This is a genomic window from Herbaspirillum sp. (assembly GCF_017744395.1).
Lineage (GTDB): Bacteria > Pseudomonadota > Gammaproteobacteria > Burkholderiales > Burkholderiaceae_D > Herbaspirillum.
This window is the reverse complement of record NZ_JAGIBI010000001.1, coordinates 1,009,636-1,026,821: the sequence shown is the minus strand read 5'-3', so window position 1 is coordinate 1,026,821 and position 17,186 is coordinate 1,009,636. Positions and strand designations below refer to the sequence as shown.

Below are 17,186 nucleotides of genomic sequence, written 5' to 3'. Positions count from 1 at the left end.
AAAGAAATATATTTTGCCTTGGGTGGATAGCCCCGATTGCTATTGCCAGGTTTCCCATCTACATTGACAAACTCAGGCTTGTTGCCTGTCTATCCATATGATTCGGGGGAAAAATGGACAGTTTTCAAAAAGAGATTGATGAAAGAACCAATCTCACGGCATCCAACAAGTTCGAGCTCCTGCTGTTCCGCCTGGGGACGGATGCGTATGGGGAGCGCTCCGAACTGTTCGGCATCAATGTGTTCAAGATCCGCGAAATCGTCCCGATGCCGCCCGTCACCAAGGCGGCCGGCACGCAGTCGCCGATGCTGGGCATGGTCAATATCCGCGGCCAGATCATTTCGGTGATCGACTTGCCGGCAGTGGTCGGCTGTGTGCCCAAGACCGGCCTCAATATCCTGCTGGTGACCGAATACGCGCGCAGCACGCAAGCCTTCGCGGTGGAATCGGTGGACGAGATCGTGCGCCTGGAGTGGAGCCAGGTGTTGTCGGCCGAATCCAGGACCGGCGGCAACTTCGTCACCAGCATCGCGCGCCTGGATGCCGACAAGGACACCAGCAGGCTGGCGCAGGTGCTCGACGTCGAACAGATCCTGTACGAAATCATGCCGAGCGACCGCGACATGAAAATGGAAAACCTGGGCCGGGGCAACAAGTACGGCATCAAGCCCGGCGCCGTCGCCATTGCCGCGGACGACTCCAAGGTCGCGCGCTCGTTGATCGAGCAGGGGCTGCGCGCCATGGAGATTCCCTTCGAGATGCATATCACCGGCGCCGAGGCCTGGCTCAAGATCCAGAAAATGGCGCAGGAAGCGCGCAGCGCAGGCGTGCCGATCTCGGACCGGATTGCCTTCGTGCTGACCGACCTGGAAATGCCGGAGATGGATGGCTTCACCCTGACCCGCAACATCAAGCGCGATGAGTTCCTGAAAAATATCCCGGTGATCATCCACTCTTCGTTGTCGGGCTCGACCAATGAGGAACATGTCAAGAGCGTGGGAGCGGACGCCTATGTCGGCAAGTTCGAGGCCAATGAACTGGCCGAGACGATTTTCGGCGTGATGGAGCGCGCGCAGAACTGATGTCCCCGGGGATGCAAGGGCCGTTTGGCCGCTAACGGAAAAGAGCCCATCCGGGCTCTTTTTCTTTGCCGGGGGATATCGGCCTGCCGGACTGCCCGTTGGCAGCTACTCCCTCGACGGACATCGATCTCTTATACTGTCGCTCTTTCCACTACGCCGCGCCCAGTATCCATGCCGATTCCCGCCATCCCATCGATCCACGATCCCGAACTGGCTGCGCGGCTCGATGCCCGTATCGACGACAAGACCAAACCGCAAGGCAGCCTCGGCGTGCTGGAGCGGCTGGCGCGCCAGATCGGGCTGATCCAGCGCAGCGAGCATCCGGCGATCGCCAGGCCGGCCATCGTCGTCTGCGCCGGCGACCATGGGGTGACCGCGGAAGGGATCTCCGCCTATCCGCCAAGCGTGACCTGGCAGATGGTCGAGAATTTCCTGGCCGGCGGCGCCGCCATCAATGTCTTCGCCCGGCAGAACGATTGCGCGCTGCATATCGTCGATGCCGGCGTGAACCACGACTTCGGCGCGCGCGCCGGCCTGGTCGACTGCAAGGTGGCTCCCGGTACCCGCAATTTCTGCGAGCAGGCGGCGATGCGCGAGGACGAGTGCGCACGCGCGCTGGAGGCCGGAATGCGTTTCGTCGATGGACTGGACTGCGATGTGCTGGGCTTTGGCGAAATGGGCATCGGCAACACCACTTCGGCTGCGGCGCTGATGGCCGCCTTCACGGGGATTGCCGCGGCCGATTGCGTGGGCGCCGGCACCGGGCTGGATGCGGCGGGGATCGCGCACAAGCGCGCGGTCATCGAGCGGGCCTTGCGCCTGCATGCCGGCGCCAAGGCGCCGCTGGACGTGCTGGCGGCCTTCGGCGGCTTCGAGATCGCCTTCATCGCCGGCGCCATGCTGCGGGGCGCGCAACGGCGCATGGTCTTGCTGGTGGACGGTTTCATCGTCACCGCCGCCTTGCTGGCGGCGGCAGCCTTGCAGCCCGCGGTGCTGGAGTACTGCGTGTTCTCGCATTGCTCGGACGAGGCCGGCCATCGCCGCATGCTGGACTACCTCAAGGCCCGCCCGCTGATGCAGCTCGACCTGCGCCTGGGGGAGGGAACCGGCAGCGCGCTGGCACTGCCGCTGTTGCGCGCGGCGGTGAATTTTCTGGAGCGCATGGCGACTTTTTCATCGGCCGGCGTCAACGGGAAAAATGGCTGAACACCCAACTTCCAGCCGTGGCGCGGCGCATCAGCTGCGGCTGTTTTTCATCGCGCTGCAATTTTTCACGCGGCTGCCGATTCCCCGCTGGGTCGGATTCCATCCTGATTGGCTGCAGCGCTGCACGCGTTATTTCCCGCTGGTCGGCTGGATCGTGGCCTGGGTGACGGCGCTGGCATATGTGCTGGCGGCCCAGTTCTGGCCGCATGCCGTGGCGGTGCTGTTGTCCACCGTTGCCGGCATCTGGCTGACCGGCGCTTTCCATGAGGACGGTTTCGCCGATGTATGCGACGGCCTTGGCGGCGGCGTCACCCGCGAGCGCGCGCTGGAGATCATGCGCGATTCGCGCGTGGGCGCCTATGGCGCGATCGGCATCGCCATGCTGCTGGCATTGAAGCTGGTGGCGCTCAACGCCTTGCTGCCGTTGCAGGTGCTGGCCGCGCTGGGCATCGCCCATCCGCTGTCGCGCTGGCTGGCGACTTGCCTGATCCGGAATATGGATTACGTGCGCGAAGAGGGCAAGGCCAAGCCGCTGGCGCAGCACATGGGCGGCGGCGAATTCCTGCTGGCGACCGTTTTCGCGGCCTTGCCCGTCATTGGCGTGGCGTACTGGGGGCTGATGTCGTGGCAGCGCATCGCGGCCGGCCTGGTCCTGGCCGCGCTGGCGGCTGCCTGGCTGGCGCGCAAGTTCAGCCGGCGTTTGGGCGGCTATACCGGCGATTGCCTGGGGGCGGTCCAGCAACTGAGCGAGGCAGCTTTCTACCTGGGGGCGCTGGCGGCGGCTCCCGGTTTTCTCGGGCACTGATCGATGCGCCTGCATCTGGTTCGCCATCCCGCGACCATCCTCGGCCAAGCCTATTGCTACGGCAGCAGCGATGTTGCAGTGGCCCCTGCCGAATTGGCATCGTGCTGCGCGCGCGTAAGCCCCTCGTTGCCGCAGGGCGTGCCGATCGTTTCCAGTCCCTTGCAGCGCTGCGCCGGTCTGGCTAAGGTTTTGGCGCAGACGTTGGATAGCGAAGAACCCACCTTCGAGAGCGGCTTGCAGGAAATGGACTTCGGCAGTTGGGAGCTGCGCGCCTGGGACGATATCGCCTGGAATGAGGTCGAAGCCTGGAACAGCGACTTGTTGCACTACGCGCCTGGCGGAGGCGAGACGCTAGTGACGGTCGCGCAACGCGTGTGGGCCGTCTTCGATAGCTTGCGCCGCGGCGGCGATGAGCAAGCCATCGTGATATGCCACGGCGGCTCGATCCGCATGCTGCGCGCCTGCGCGGCATGGCATGCCGGGCGCGACGCCGGCGCGCTTCCCGATGCCGGCGCGATGGAGGCGATCGCCTTGCAGGCCGCGGCCGACCGGTGCGAGATCGGATTCGGCGAGGTTGTTACTCTTGAGGCCGATGCCTTGCCCGGCAAACCGGGCTGATTTCAGATTTTCCCTTCCAGCCGCAGCGATTCCACCGCGAACTTGATCAGTTCGGCCTGGCCGTCGATATTGAGCTTGCGCTTGATGTTGAGCCGGTGGGTTTCCACGGTGCGCACGCTCAGGTCGAGTTCGCGCGCGATCTGCTTGTTGGATTCGCCGTTGGCGATGTGCTTGAGCACTTCGCGCTCGCGCAGCGTCAGCAGTTCGCGTTCCGGCAGCGGCTGGGTCAGCTGGCGCGCCAGGGCGGCGCTGTAGTAGATCCCGCCCGATTTCACGGTTTCGATGGCTTGCACGATGTCCTGGCTGGGCGCGTCCTTGAGCACGTAGCCGCGGGCCCCGGCCTGGATCGACTGCATCACGTATTCGCCCTTGTCATGCATACTCAGGATCAGCACCGCGATCTCGGGATGGCGGGCGTGGAATTGCGCGGTCAGCTCAATGCCGTTGGTGCCGCGCATGTTGATATCCATCAGCGCCAGATCGACTTCCTGCCGGGCGGCCTCCGCCAGCGCCTCTTCCGCATTGCCGGCTTCGGCCACGACCGCCAGGCCGGGCACCGTTTCCAGCCGGGCGCGCAAGCCGTCGCGCACCAGCGGGTGGTCGTCGATCAGCATCACGCGGGTAGTGGGGTTTTGGGTATCAGGCATGGGAATGGGCAAAGGAGGATTGGCGGGGAACCAGCGCGGTGACTTGCGTGCCGGCCGGGGAGGAGTCCAGATCGAGTTCGCCGCCTACGGCTTCCATGCGTTCCTGCATGTTGCGCAGGCCGATGCCGCGCCGCGGGTGGTCGTCGACCTGGTCGACATTGAAGCCGGAGCCGTTGTCGCGCACCTGCAGCATCACGAAGGTTTTCCCGCTGTGCAGGCGCACCGTGATCTCGGTGGCGCCGGCATGGCGCGCGATATTGGTCAGCGCTTCCTGCGTCACGCGAAACAGCACGGTATTGACCACGTCCGGCAGCGGGCCGGTTTCGCCCTCGGTTTCGAAATGGATGGCTGTGCCGGCGCCGGCGGTTTCGCGCCATTCCCCGCACAGGTGTTCCAGCGCGGCCGCCAGCCCCAGGTCGTCCAGGATGGCCGGGCGCAGGTCGTGCGAGATGCGCCGCACTTCGGCCAGCACGCCGTTGATCTGGACGGCGGTCTTTTCAAACGCGCCGCGCGCGGCCTGCACCTGCTCCGGCGTGCCGTTGAGGCGGATCAGCGCCGCTTCGATCTGCAGCTTGATCGAGACCAGCCACTGGCTGATGCCGTCGTGCAGGTCGCGCGAGAGGCGGGCGCGCTCGTCTTCCTGCGAACGCACCACCCGCTGCGCCAGTTGCCGCAGCTTGGCATCGGCCACGCGGTGTTCGCTGATGTTGAGCAGCAGGCCGGACAAGGCCACCGCCAGCGCGCTCAGGACCGCGATGACGGCGATCATCAGCATGGTCTGGCGGACGTGTCCGGAGATCTGGTTGTCGATCTTGGACAGCGCGGCGTCGACATCGTCGAGATAGATGCCGGTGCCGATCACCCAGCCCCAGCGCGGCAAGCCCGCTACATAGCCGAGCTTGGGTGCGACGTTCTTGCTCGATGGCTTCTGCCACAGGTAGCGTTCGTAGCCGCCGCCCTGGTTGGCGCGCTCGATAAGGTGCTGGATGGTCAGGCTGCCGGATGCATCGCGCCAGTCCCACATCTCGGTGCCGACCAGTTCGGGCTGGCGCGGATGCATCACGTTGCGGCCGTTCTGGTCGTAGACGAAGAAATAGCCGTCGTCGCTGAATTCGAGGTCGGCCAGGATGCGCCGGGCTTCGTCGCGGACCGCTTCGTCGCTGCGGCCGGAGTTGTAGAGATGGCTGACCGCATGGATGGCCAGGTCCACATAGTGCTTGAGTTCAGCGTTCTTGCTGGCGAGGTAGGCCGCTTCAATCGAGGCGCGCTGCTGGCGCCCCAGTTCCACCGCCTGGTGCCGCACCACCAGCGCGATGGCGGCGATGGCCAGGCACAGCGGAACGATGGCGAGGAAGATGATTTTCTGGCGCAGTTTCATGACGCGATTCTACCGAATGCCTTTTCATATTCGCTGGAAAGATGGCGCATTTGTCTCGCTTGCAGGCAGGGATTGGCAAGGGTTTGCGCCATTCTCAGTAGTTCTACGTAGAGGTTCTGCGTAGTCCTGCGCTTGTGGGCGTAGCGCCCGATATCGAATACTACTGCCCGTTTCTCGAATATTTTTTGAGCCTGCACAGGCCGGGGAAACGCCCGTTCGAGAACGGGGTGCGCCAAGGCAAACAAACAATAAAACATTCCTATTATCAAGATTCCCTGCTCGGGAGGAGAACAATGAACCGGATTATTCCCAGGCTGGGCTGGCTCGCGCTGGCCCTGGCGGGCGCATTTGCATGCGCCTACGTCGCGTTGCAGCGCGGCGAATCGATCAACGCGGTATGGCTGGTGGTGGCGTCGGTGTGCGTCTACCTGATCGCCTACCGCTTCTACAGCAAGTTCATCGCCGACCGCGTGCTCGGGCTGGACGGCCAGCGCATGACGCCGGCCTACAAGTTCAACGACGGCCTGGATTACGTGCCGACCAACAAGTATGTGCTGTTCGGCCACCATTTCGCCGCCATCGCCGGCGCCGGCCCGCTGGTCGGCCCGGTGCTGGCCGCGCAGATGGGCTACCTGCCGGGCATGCTGTGGATCCTGGCCGGCGTGGTGTTCGCCGGCGCGGTGCAGGACTTCATGGTGCTGTTCATCTCCAGCCGCCGCGACGGCCGTTCGCTGGGCGACCTGATCAAGTCTGAGCTGGGCCAGGTGCCGGGCGTGATCGCGCTGTTCGGCGCCTTCATGATCATGGTGATCATCCTGGCGGTGCTGGCGCTGATCGTGGTCAAGGCGCTGGCCGAATCGCCCTGGGGTACCTTCACCGTGGCGGCGACCATTCCCATCGCGCTGTTCATGGGCGTGTATTCGCGCTACATCCGCCCGGGCCGCATCGGCGAGGTGTCGTGGATCGGCTTCGTGCTGCTGATGCTGGCCATCGTCGGCGGCCAGTATGTGCAGGAGCATCCGGCGCTGGGCCAGATGTTCACCTTCGACGGCAAGCAACTGACCTGGATGCTGATCGGCTACGGCTTCGTCGCCTCGGTGCTGCCGGTATGGCTGCTGCTGGCGCCGCGCGACTACCTCTCCACTTTCCTCAAGATCGGCACCATCGTGGCGCTGGCGCTGGGGATCGTGTTCATCGCCCCGCACCTGAAGATGCACGCGGTCACGCGCTTCATCGACGGCAGCGGCCCGGTGTGGTCGGGTTCGCTGTTCCCGTTCCTGTTCATCACCATCGCCTGCGGCGCGGTGTCGGGCTTCCATGCGCTGATTTCGTCGGGCACCACGCCCAAGCTGCTGGAAAATGAAAAGCATGCGCGCTTCATCGGTTACGGCGCGATGCTGATGGAATCCTTCGTCGCCATCATGGCGCTGATCGCCGCCTCCTGCATCGAGCCGGGCATCTACTTCGCGATGAACAGCCCGGCCGCGCTGATCGGCACCACGCCGGACAACGTCGCCCAGGTCATCTCACAGTGGGGCTTCCACATCACGCCCGAGATGCTGACCCATACCGCGCAGGCGGTTGGCGAGCACACCATCATCTCGCGCGCGGGCGGCGCGCCGACGCTGGCGGTGGGCATGGCGCAGATCCTCTCCGGCGTGACCGGCGAGGCGATGATGGCCTTCTGGTACCACTTCGCCATCCTGTTCGAGGCGCTGTTCATCCTGACCGCGGTGGATGCGGGCACACGGGCCGGCCGCTTCATGCTGCAGGACTTGCTGGGCGCCTTCATCCCGCCGATGAAGCGCACCGATTCCTGGGCCGCCAGCCTGACCGCCACCGGCCTGTGCGTGGCCGGCTGGGGCTACTTCCTGTATCAGGGCGTGGTCGATCCGCTGGGCGGCATCAATACCCTGTGGCCGCTGTTCGGCATCTCCAACCAGATGCTGGCCGGCATCGCGCTGATTCTGGCGACCTGCGTGCTGTTCAAGATGAAGCGCGACCGTTTCGCCTGGGTGACGGTGGCGCCGACTGCCTGGCTGCTGGTCTGCACCCTGACGGCCGGCTGGCAGAAGGTGTTCGACGCCAATCCGCGCGTCGGCTTCCTGGCGCATGCGGCCAAGTACAAAGCCGCGCTGGACGAAGGCAAGCTGTTGGCCCCGGCCAAGTCGATGGAGCAGATGCATCAGGTGATCTTCAACGACTACATCGATGCCGGCCTGGCGGCAATGTTCATGCTGGTGGTGGTGAGCGTGCTGGTGTTCGGCATCCGCACCGTGCTCAAGGCGCGCGCCGCCAACCAGCCCAGCGTGCGGGAAGCGCCGTATGAAGCGCTGCCGGCCGCCGCCGTGCAACAGTGACGGGAGCCGGGCCATGAAAATGTCAGGCGCGCTCGCGCAACTGCTGGCCTGGCGCCGCCAGGCCGGCCGCACGCTGAACCTGATGGTCGGCATGCCGGAGTACGACAATTACGTCGCCCATATGAAGCATGCCCATCCCGACCATTGCGTGATGAGCTACGAGGAGTTCTTCCGCGAACGGCAGGAAGCGCGCTACGGCGGCAAGGGACGGGTAGGGCGCTGTTGCTGATATCCACATTGCGTCGCACAAAAAAGGAGGCCTTGGGCCTCCTTTTTTATTGCTCGTCGTCAACAAGCATTCCATGCCATGCCCGCCGGATAGGGCCTGGCGAGGCCGCCTGGCCTACGGTCGGCCGGCCTGTCCAAATTGCGGGCAATTTATTGGAAACCCTTGTGGCGAAAGGATGTCCGATAACCGGCAAGGGCTTGTCCACAGACTTGTTCACAGCTTCTGTGAGTAACTTTTTATCCAAGGGGCGCCGCAGCATCGGCCGGCAGCCGCATGCATTTGCGTATAATGCCGGGCTGCCGCGGATTTACCGATTTGCTGATTTGCCGGCGCCACTCTATCTCCCTGTCACTAACGAAACGATGCGACGACTGCTATTACTGCTGTTGGCCTTCCTGCTCCCGCTGCAATTGCTGGCGGCGACGGTGGGCGACCTGCCGTCGGGCACAGGGCCGGGGAACCGGGGAGCGGCGGTTTTCTCCGGCGTTGCCACCGGGCCTGCCGAGATGGCGCGGGCCGGCGAGGCGGCGGGAGAAAAAAACGCCGTTCCGATCAACGCCGCGATCGAGGCGGAGTTGTCGTCGACGGCGGTAGCCGCCTCCGACCAGCCGGCGGAAAATGACGACAGCAACTTCCCGAGCTCCCAGGCGGAATGCGAAGAGCATGCCATTCCGGCCCGCATCGCCACGCTGGATGCAGCCTGGCAGCCTTTCCCGCATCTTTTTGCGGCCCCGTTGATCTGGCCGTCCTCCATACGCGACCTGTTGCGTCCGCCTCCATTAGCCTGACTCCCTTTTTCGTGCGCTGACACGGCATGCGGGCATCGCTTTGCCCGCGCCCGCGCATGACGTCGCTTGCTGCCGCCCATCCTCTCGAAGGGGGAGCGGGTAGATCACCATTCAATCGGGGAAAACCATGAAACGCATCATCCTGTTCTTAGTAACCAACCTTGCCGTGATGCTGGTGCTGAGCTTTACCGCCAGCCTGCTCGGCATCAACCGCTACCTGACCGCCAACGGCATGAATTTCGGCATGCTGCTGGCCTTCTGCGCCCTGATCGGTTTCGGTGGCTCCTTCATCTCGCTGCTGATGTCCAAGACCATCGCCAAGTGGTCGACCGGCGCGCGCGTGATCGAACAGCCGCAGAATTCCACTGAACTGTGGTTGCTCAACACCGTCCAGGGCCTGGCCACCCGCGCCCAGCTTCCGATGCCGGAAGTGGCGGTCTACGATGGCCCGCCCAACGCCTTCGCCACCGGCGCCAGCAAGAGCAATTCGCTGGTGGCGGTTTCCAGCGGCCTGCTGCAGGGGATGACCAAGGAAGAAGTCGAGGCGGTGCTGGCGCACGAAGTGGCGCACATCGCCAACGGCGACATGGTGACGCTCACGCTGATCCAGGGCGTGGTCAACACCTTCGTCATGTTCATCGCCCGCGTGGTCGGGTATTTCGTCGATGCTGCCTTGCGCCGCAACAGCGAGCAGTCGGGGCCGGGCATCGGCTACATGGTGACGGTGGTCGTGTGCGAGATCGTGTTCGGCATCCTGGCCAGCGTCATCGTCATGTATTTCTCGCGCCAGCGCGAATTCCGCGCCGATGCCGGCGCCGCCGCGCTGATGGGATCGAATGCGCCGATGATCAATGCCTTGCGCCGCCTGGGCGGCATGCAGCCGGACGGCTTGCCGCAGAACCTGCAGGCATCCGGGATCTCCGGCCGCGAGTCTTGGCTGGGCCTGTTCTCCAGCCATCCGCCGCTGGAGTCGCGCATCGCCGCGCTGCAGGCGCGCCGCTGACCAGGGCGCGCCCGCCAGTCCGCCACGGCGCCGCGCCATGCGCCGCAGCGGACGGCCGGCGGCGTACGTGATAGTCTTTACGGCGCCGTCGGTGCAGTCTCTGCCGTTGCCGCAGTCGCTCCCAAAACAATTCCAATCATCCACTTCGAAAGGACTACTGACCGATGCCCCATCACACCCCGCTTATCGCCACCATTGTCGGTGGCCTGGTGCTGGCGTTCATTTTCGGCACCCTGGCCAACCGTTTCAAGATGCCGCCGCTGATCGGCTACCTGGTCGCCGGCATCGCCATGGGCCCGTTCACCCCGGGCTTTGTCGGAGATTCCAACCTGGCGCAGGAACTGGCCGAGATCGGCGTCATCCTGCTGATGTTCGGCGTCGGCCTGCATTTTTCGCTGAAGGACCTGCTCTCGGTCAAAAGTATCGCCATCCCCGGCGCCGTGGCGCAGATCGCCATCGCCACCCTGCTTGGCATGGGGCTGGGCTGGGCGCTGGGATGGCCGATGGGAGAAGGTTTCCTGTTCGGCCTGGCCTTGTCGGTGGCCAGTACGGTGGTGCTGCTGACGGCGCTGCAGGAGCGGCGCCTGGTGGAAACCAATCGCGGGCGCATCGCCGTCGGCTGGCTGATCGTGGAAGATATCGCAATGGTGCTGGCGCTGGTGCTGATCCCGGCGCTCTCCGGCCTGCTCGGCGGCAAGGGCGATGCGATGAGCGGCAATGCCGTGCTGCTGACGCTGGGCATGACGCTGGGCAAGGTGGTGGCCTTCGTGGCGGTGATGTTGATCGTCGGGCGCCGCATGATTCCGTGGATCCTTGAGCGCATCGCCGATACCGGCTCGCGCGAGCTGTTCCGCCTGGCGGTGCTGGCGATCGCGCTCGGGTTTGCGCTGGGGTCGGCGTATGTGTTCGGCGTGTCGTTCGCGCTGGGCGCCTTCTTCGCCGGCATGATCTTGTCCGAGTCGGAACTGAGCCATCGCGCCGCGGAGGAATCCTTGCCGCTGCGCGATGCCTTCGCGGTGCTGTTCTTCGTATCGGTGGGCATGTTGTTCGACCCCTCGATATTGGTGCGCGAGCCGCTGCTGGTGCTGGCCACGGTACTGATCATCGTGGTCGGCAAGTCGCTGGCGGCCTGGCTGATCGTGCGCATGTTCGGCTATCCGATGTCGACCGCGCTGACCATTTCGGCCAGCCTGGCGCAGATCGGCGAATTCTCCTTCATCCTGGCTACGCTCGGCATTTCGCTGGACCTGTTGTCGCCGGTGGCGCGCGACCTGATCCTGGGCGGCGCGATCCTTTCCATCCTGATCAATCCCTTGCTGTTCTCCCTGCTGGACCGCTGCAAGCCGTGGATCGAAGCCCGCGAGGGCAGCGAAGCCCCGGTCGAAGTGGCGCAGCAGGAGGTCGACCTGGAAGGGCACGTGGTGCTGGTCGGCTATGGCCGGGTGGGGCGCGGCATCGGCGAGCAATTGCGTCGCCAGGGGACGCCTTTCGTGGTGCTGGAGGCGCAGATCGAAAGCGTCGAGGCCTTGCGCGCCGAGGGCATCCCGGTACTGTACGGCAACGGGGCGCAGACCGACCTGCTGACGGCCGCCGCCATCGGGCGTGCGCGCTGGCTGCTGGTGGCGATTCCCGAAGTCTTCGAGGCGGGGCAGTTGATCGAGCATGCGCGCGCGGCCAATCCCAACCTGCAGATCGTGGCGCGGGCCCATTCCGATGCCGAAATCGAGCATCTGGAAAAGCATGGCGCCCATCATGTGATCATGGGCGAACGCGAGATCGCCCGCGGCATGCTGGGCGCGCTCGGGCAGGGCGCCTGAGCGGATTGGCGGTACGGATAGGAGCCGCGTCGCCCTATCCATTGCGCCCTGCAGCATTTTTTAGGCCGTGCTAAAGTCCTGTCTGCCGTGCTGATGGATCTCGCGTCCGATGCGCGGCAACAAGTTCTCGGGGCGGGGTGAAATTCCCCACCGGCGGTAATCATGCGGCGCGCTAGTCCGGCGCCGGCATGCAGCCCGCGAGCGCCCGGCATGCCGATTCCTTTCGGCGCCGGGGTCAGCAGACCCGGTGGGATCCCGGGGCCGACGGTCATAGTCCGGATGAAAGAGAACGGGATGCTGGCAGCGCGCATGTGCAATGCGCGCGCAGCCGCGCATTCCCACGCCCTGTTTATTCATCGAACAGGAGTCCTGAACCGTGTCTCAAATCACTTCCCAATCCGCATTTCCCCACCAGCATCTTTCCGCGGCCGGCCACGGCAGGCGCATCGCCTTTGTCCAGGCCTGCTGGCACAAGGAGATCGTCGACCAGTGCCGCATTGCCTTCACCGATGAAATGGCCAAGCTGGGCTGGCCCGCCGACAGCATCGATTTCTTCGAGCTGCCGGGGGCGTTCGAAATCCCCTTGCATGCGAAGGTGCTTGCCAAGAGCGGCAAATATGCCGGCGTGGTCGCCAGCGCGCTGGTGGTCGACGGCGGCATCTATCGCCATGACTTCGTCGCGCAAGCGGTGGTCTCGGCGCTGATGCAGGTCCAGCTCGAGACTGAAGTGCCGGTCTTTTCGGCCGTATTGACGCCGCATCATTTCCATTCGCACGGCGAGCACCAGGCCTTTTTCCATGAGCATTTCCTGGTCAAGGGCCGAGAGGCCGCCCATGCCTGCGCGACGACCGTCGCCAAGCTGGCCGAAGCCAGGGCGGGGCAAGGCGCCAGGCCGGCATTGAATGCGGCTTGATCCGCTTGGGTTACGGGAGAAGGCATGAGACGGAAAGTCGCTTCATGCCGGATCAGCTTTGCAGGCATCGATAAGGCATCAATATTCTTGATGCCTGTGAAGCATTTGCTTACAAACATTACGCCTTTCCCCTAGCCGGGCAGCGCGCCGGAGCATATATTCACGGTACGCATTCCAGAACAAATAAAGGAGCTATCGTGAAAAAGTCGATCCCCATGATTGCCGGCATGTTTGCCATCGCAGCATTGGCCGGCCTGTCCGCCGCGCCGGCCATGGCAGGGCATGTCTCGGTCGGCGTGAACATCGGCGTTCCGGGCCCTTACTACATGCCTCCGCCGCCGGTTTATGTCCAGCCTGCGCCGGTCTATGTCGCGCCGCCCCCGGTTTATGTGCGGCCGGCGCCGGTCTACTACGTCAATCCGGCACCGGTGTATGTGGAGCGCGATTATTATCGCCGGCACCGCCATTGGCACCATCCGCGGCCGTATTGGGAGCGTTAAGAAGTTGCAGGGCGACCGGGGCAGGAATGTCCCGGCGCATGAACAAATGGCGGCCTGGGCCGCCATTTTTATTTTTCCTGCCGAGGGAGCTTCTGATCGCGGGCGCCTGATGCATTATTTTTTCGAGGCCGCGGTGCCGTCTTCCTCGGTATCGACCAGGAGATAACGCTCGGCCGCGCCGAAGAACCGGTCATAGAAATCCGGCGAGCGGATGGTTTCGCTGGAGACCCGCACCAGAGAGTCGTCGCTGGAGCCGAACGGCATCGAGACCGAACCCAGCACGCCCACGCCAAGGCTGGCCGAAGTGTTGCTTTTCTTCAGGGCGAAGCCGTCCTGGGTGGCGCTGACGAACATGGTCGAGCTTTTGCCGTTGCCGTTGGATGCGCAGACGACATGGAAGGAGATTTCCATATGCTTGTCGTTGGCCGGCTGGAAGCTCTTGTTGCCGTCCAGGGTGTTCTCGGTAGTCTTGTTGATCACATAGCCCTGGCCCAGCAGTGCCCGCCGCGCGGCTTCACAGACCGCTTTCTCGGTGCCGGGGAAGCTGCGCGAAAAGGCGCTGGTGTCGCTGAATTCTTCCTGGTGGTAGAACGCCGCCTGGTTGGTGGAGCAGGCCGACAGGCCCAGCGAAAGTACGGCGACAAGGAGCTGGGGATAGGTAAAGCGCGGGCGTGGCATGCGGCAAATCTCCGACGACAACATTCTGGTGGCGTGAATTGTAAGTGATTCGATACGTGGTGGGTTCGAAGAGTTCGTAAATATCGGTAACGGCGCCGTAACCGGCGGGAACGATGGCGAACGGCCCTGCATATGCGCGCTTCTAACGGCTTGTGGTCGCTGGCGGTTGCGCTTGGGCCAGCGTTCCCGCGCGAGGCCTGCTATCCTGTTCGCCATCACGTTTTTCGGCACGCCGGGCAAGTGTGTATGTCCGGGGTTTGCCGAAACCATCTTCAGGCGAACCACATGACTTCACTGCAAACACTCTTCGGCATCGACCATCCCCTGATCCAGGCGCCGATGGCCGGCGTTCAATTGCATGGGCTGGCGGCGGCCGTGTCCAACGCCGGTGCGCTCGGTTCCTTGCCCGCTGCCTTGCTGGCACCGGCGGCGCTGAAGGAGGAACTCGGCAAGCTGCGTGCGGCGACGGACAAGCCTTATAACGTCAATTTTTTCGCCCACACCAATCCTGAGCCGGATGCCGCCCGTGAAGATGCCTGGCGCCTGGCATTGTCTCCGTATTACGCGGAATTCGGCATCGATGCGGCGTCCATTCCCGCCGGCCCTGGACGCCAGCCGTTCAGTCCCGCGGTGGCCGATTTGCTGGAAGAGTTCAAGCCCAAGGTGGTCAGTTTCCATTTCGGGCTGCCGGCGCCGGAGATGATGCAACGCATGCGCGGCTGGGGCACACGCATCATCGCTTCCGCCACCACGGTGGAGGAAGCGAAGTGGCTGGCCGAACGCGGCGTCGACGCCATCATTGCCCAGGGCGTGGAAGCCGGCGGCCATCGCGGGATTTTCCTTTCCGACGACCTCACGACCCAGGTCGGGACGTTTTCCCTGGTGCCGCAGATCGCCCGCGCCGTGAAGCTGCCTGTGATTGCCGCCGGCGGCATTGCCGACGCCAATGGCGTGGCGGCGGCCATGGCGCTTGGCGCCGCCGGCGTGCAGGTCGGCACTGCCTATATGCTGTGCCCGGAGGCGACCACCAGCCCGCTGCATCGCGCCGCGCTGAAGAGCGAACGCGCGCGCCATACGGCGTTGACCAATCTGTTTACCGGACGTCCTGCGCGCGGCATCGTCAACCGCGCGATGCGTGAGCTGGGGCCGATCAGTCCGCTGGCGCCGGCATTCCCGCTGGCGACGTCGGGGATCGCTCCATTGCGCGCCAAGGCCGAGGCCGCCGGACGCGACGACTTCACTTCGATGTGGGCGGGACAGAATCCGGACGGATGCAAGGAAATTCCTGCGGCGGAGCTGACGCGGGAACTGGTGGCCGGGTTTCGCATGGCAGGCCGTTGATGCGCTCAGTGCCGCATCAGTCTTTTATCGGAAGCGGGAGAAAATTACCATTTAGCGGGAAAATCTGAACGTCTTGCCGAATATTGATTTGCATCAGTAAAATTGTTGGTGAAATTACTACGCTGTAAGTAAAATTTAATGATTTAATGGTATCGTTTTCCATCAGAACTATCGTGAATCCGCTTGAGGCCCGGCCGGATTCGAACAACAGCCTTGTTAAAGATAGCAATGGATAAAAATCAGAAAGTGGAATTGGAGCGCATCCAGAAGGAGTTGGTTGATGCGCACAACAAGGCCGCCTGGCAAATGGCGGCGACCATCATCAAGGCCTCCCTTGTCGAAAACGGCATGGACCAGCCTCCTACCGCAGCCGAACTCGCCGATCTCAACGCCACCATCACCAATTTGCGCAGCGTGGCCGAAGATGCCCTGGAGTTGCTCAAACGCTGATTGCCACATCGTCGAACACGGGTTTTTCGTTGGTTGAATGCTCTCCGGTTCGGCAATGTTGGCGGCATTTGCCGGTAGCAGTTCCTGCATCGGCAAAACAATCCGCAGCAGCGCATTAAGTCGCTGCTATAATGCGATCCTTTTTCGGCGGCCAGCGCCGTTTCCACACGCCTGAGTGGTGAAATTGGTAGACACAGCGGACTTAAAATCCGCCGCTTACCCGCGAGGGGGCGTACCGGTTCGATTCCGGTCTCAGGCACCAATGCGGCATTGCTCCGCAACCCGTCCAACGGGATTCCAAGCCTTCCTTTTCTCCTTTGTCTGACGCCGCCGCCGGGCGAGCGGGGCGCCGACCGTCTTTGGTTTCATCGCCAAGCGCCGCCTCCGACAAACCGCGGCGAGAGAGTAAAATGTGGCCTTAATTCATCACGAATCCAGAGAGCCGCGACGATGACAGAAGCAGTAGTGAAGACGGTGCAGTGCATTTCCCCAGGCGGGCTGCATACGATGGCCTACAAGGAGTGGGGCGACGCCCGCAATCCCAATGTGCTGGTTTGCGTGCACGGCGTCACGCGCGTCTCGGATGACTTCGACCGCATGGCGCGCGAACTGTGCGACACCTACCGGGTCGTTTGCCCGGACGTGGTCGGGCGCGGCCGCTCCGGGCGCCTGCGCAATCCGCAGTACTACACGGTGCCGCAATACGTCAGCGACATGGTGACCTTGCTGGCGCGCCTGGATGCCGAGATCGTCGACTGGTTCGGTACCTCGATGGGCGGCCTGATCGGCATGGGCCTGGCGTCCTTGCCTGACAATCCGATCCGCCGCCTGGTGCTCAACGATATCGGCCCCTCCATCAATGGCGCCGCGCTGGCGCGCATCGGCGACTACATCGGCCAGGATGTGCGCTTCGACAGTTTCGACGAGGCGGCGCAATACATTCGCACCATCTCGGCCAGTTTCGGTCCGCACAGCGAGGAAGAATGGCACAAGCTGGCCAGCGACGTGCTGCGCCGGAACGAAGACGGCAAATGGGTGCGCCATTACGACTTGTCGCTGGCGGTGCCGTTCAAGCTGACCACGCCCGAGGCCGCCACCGTGGCCGAGCAGATGCTGTGGGCCGCGTACGATGCCATCCGTTGCCCGACCCTGCTGGTGCGCGGGGAGCATTCCGACCTGCTGTTGCCGGAGGTGGCACAGGCCATGACGCAGCGCGGGCCGAAGGCCCGGCTGGTGGAGCTGCCTGGAGTCGGCCATGCGCCGACCTTCATGCATGCGGACCAGATCGAAGTCGCCAAGCAATTTCTGCTGGGATAACCCCGGCGCGGCACCTATTTATTAGTAACGACAATCACGAATAAAGGAAGTCAA

General features: G+C 63.7%; 17 protein-coding genes, 1 tRNA gene and 1 riboswitch. Of the genes, 15 read left to right on the top strand and 3 right to left on the bottom strand.

What is annotated here, in order from left to right; genetic code table 11:
* Positions 1-113 precede the first annotated feature (113 nt).
* The 4 genes from J7548_RS04630 to J7548_RS04615 all read left to right on the top strand — a co-directional run bounded on the left by J7548_RS04630 (position 114) and on the right by J7548_RS04615 (position 3,711).
* Positions 114-1,082, top strand: coding sequence for a chemotaxis protein (locus J7548_RS04630; protein WP_290970979.1), 969 nt, complete (start codon positions 114-116; stop codon positions 1,080-1,082).
* Positions 1,083-1,253: 171 nt separating this feature from the next.
* Positions 1,254-2,288, top strand: coding sequence for a nicotinate-nucleotide--dimethylbenzimidazole phosphoribosyltransferase (cobT, locus tag J7548_RS04625; protein ID WP_290970977.1), 1,035 nt, complete (start codon positions 1,254-1,256; stop codon positions 2,286-2,288).
* Positions 2,281-3,093: an adenosylcobinamide-GDP ribazoletransferase gene (locus J7548_RS04620; protein WP_290970975.1), complete on the top strand. Its 813-nt coding sequence runs from the start codon at positions 2,281-2,283 to the stop codon at positions 3,091-3,093. The genes cobT and J7548_RS04620 overlap by 8 nt, the downstream gene beginning before the upstream one ends.
* Positions 3,094-3,096: 3 nt before the next feature.
* Positions 3,097-3,711: a histidine phosphatase family protein gene (locus tag J7548_RS04615; RefSeq protein WP_290970972.1), complete on the top strand. Its 615-nt coding sequence runs from the start codon at positions 3,097-3,099 to the stop codon at positions 3,709-3,711.
* A 2-nt stretch (positions 3,712-3,713) separates the two neighbouring features.
* Here the strand turns inward: J7548_RS04615 and J7548_RS04610 are convergent, their stop codons facing one another.
* Positions 3,714-4,358: a response regulator transcription factor gene (locus J7548_RS04610; protein WP_290970969.1), complete on the bottom strand. Its 645-nt coding sequence runs from the start codon at positions 4,356-4,358 to the stop codon at positions 3,714-3,716.
* Positions 4,351-5,736, bottom strand: a complete 1,386-nt coding sequence (locus J7548_RS04605) for a cache domain-containing protein (protein ID WP_290970966.1) — start codon at positions 5,734-5,736, stop codon at positions 4,351-4,353. Before J7548_RS04605 ends, J7548_RS04610 begins: the two co-directional genes overlap by 8 nt.
* A 293-nt stretch (positions 5,737-6,029) precedes the next feature.
* Here J7548_RS04605 and J7548_RS04600 point away from each other — a divergent pair, with 293 nt between their 5' ends.
* The 7 genes from J7548_RS04600 to J7548_RS04570 all read left to right on the top strand — a co-directional run bounded on the left by J7548_RS04600 (position 6,030) and on the right by J7548_RS04570 (position 13,346).
* On the top strand, positions 6,030-8,096 hold the full coding sequence (locus J7548_RS04600; protein ID WP_290970963.1) for a carbon starvation CstA family protein: 2,067 nt from the start codon (positions 6,030-6,032) through the stop codon (positions 8,094-8,096).
* A gap of 13 nt (positions 8,097-8,109) precedes the next feature.
* Positions 8,110-8,325, top strand: a complete 216-nt coding sequence (locus tag J7548_RS04595) for a YbdD/YjiX family protein (protein ID WP_290970961.1) — start codon at positions 8,110-8,112, stop codon at positions 8,323-8,325.
* Positions 8,326-8,522: 197 nt separating this feature from the next.
* Positions 8,523-9,113: a hypothetical protein gene (locus J7548_RS04590; RefSeq protein WP_290970959.1), complete on the top strand. Its 591-nt coding sequence runs from the start codon at positions 8,523-8,525 to the stop codon at positions 9,111-9,113.
* Positions 9,114-9,240: 127 nt separating this feature from the next.
* Positions 9,241-10,116: a protease HtpX gene (gene htpX / locus J7548_RS04585; RefSeq protein WP_290970956.1), complete on the top strand. Its 876-nt coding sequence runs from the start codon at positions 9,241-9,243 to the stop codon at positions 10,114-10,116.
* 164 nt (positions 10,117-10,280) lie between these two features.
* On the top strand, positions 10,281-11,933 hold the full coding sequence (gene ybaL, locus J7548_RS04580; protein WP_290970953.1) for a YbaL family putative K(+) efflux transporter: 1,653 nt from the start codon (positions 10,281-10,283) through the stop codon (positions 11,931-11,933).
* A gap of 119 nt (positions 11,934-12,052) precedes the next feature.
* A riboswitch (FMN riboswitch) is annotated at positions 12,053-12,228 on the top strand.
* 90 nt (positions 12,229-12,318) lie between these two features.
* Positions 12,319-12,846, top strand: coding sequence for a 6,7-dimethyl-8-ribityllumazine synthase (locus J7548_RS04575; RefSeq protein WP_290971617.1), 528 nt, complete (start codon positions 12,319-12,321; stop codon positions 12,844-12,846).
* A 197-nt stretch (positions 12,847-13,043) separates the two neighbouring features.
* A complete protein-coding gene (locus J7548_RS04570; protein ID WP_290970950.1) occupies positions 13,044-13,346 on the top strand; it encodes a hypothetical protein in 303 nt (100 codons plus the stop codon).
* 114 nt (positions 13,347-13,460) lie between these two features.
* On the opposite strand, the gene J7548_RS04565 is transcribed toward J7548_RS04570, so the two are convergent.
* Positions 13,461-14,024, bottom strand: coding sequence for a DUF2242 domain-containing protein (locus J7548_RS04565; RefSeq protein WP_290970948.1), 564 nt, complete (start codon positions 14,022-14,024; stop codon positions 13,461-13,463).
* 285 nt (positions 14,025-14,309) lie between these two features.
* Here J7548_RS04565 and J7548_RS04560 point away from each other — a divergent pair, with 285 nt between their 5' ends.
* The 4 genes from J7548_RS04560 to J7548_RS04545 all read left to right on the top strand — a co-directional run bounded on the left by J7548_RS04560 (position 14,310) and on the right by J7548_RS04545 (position 17,132).
* Positions 14,310-15,365 (top strand): nitronate monooxygenase family protein, encoded by a 1,056-nt coding sequence (locus J7548_RS04560; RefSeq protein ID WP_290970946.1) that lies wholly within the window; start codon positions 14,310-14,312, stop codon positions 15,363-15,365.
* Positions 15,366-15,593: 228 nt separating this feature from the next.
* A complete protein-coding gene (locus J7548_RS04555; protein ID WP_290970943.1) occupies positions 15,594-15,815 on the top strand; it encodes a hypothetical protein in 222 nt (73 codons plus the stop codon).
* A gap of 169 nt (positions 15,816-15,984) precedes the next feature.
* Positions 15,985-16,077: transfer RNA gene (locus tag J7548_RS04550), tRNA-Leu, on the top strand.
* A 188-nt stretch (positions 16,078-16,265) separates the two neighbouring features.
* A complete protein-coding gene (locus J7548_RS04545) occupies positions 16,266-17,132 on the top strand; it encodes an alpha/beta hydrolase (RefSeq protein WP_290970940.1) in 867 nt (288 codons plus the stop codon).
* The last annotated feature ends 54 nt before the right edge of the window (positions 17,133-17,186 follow it).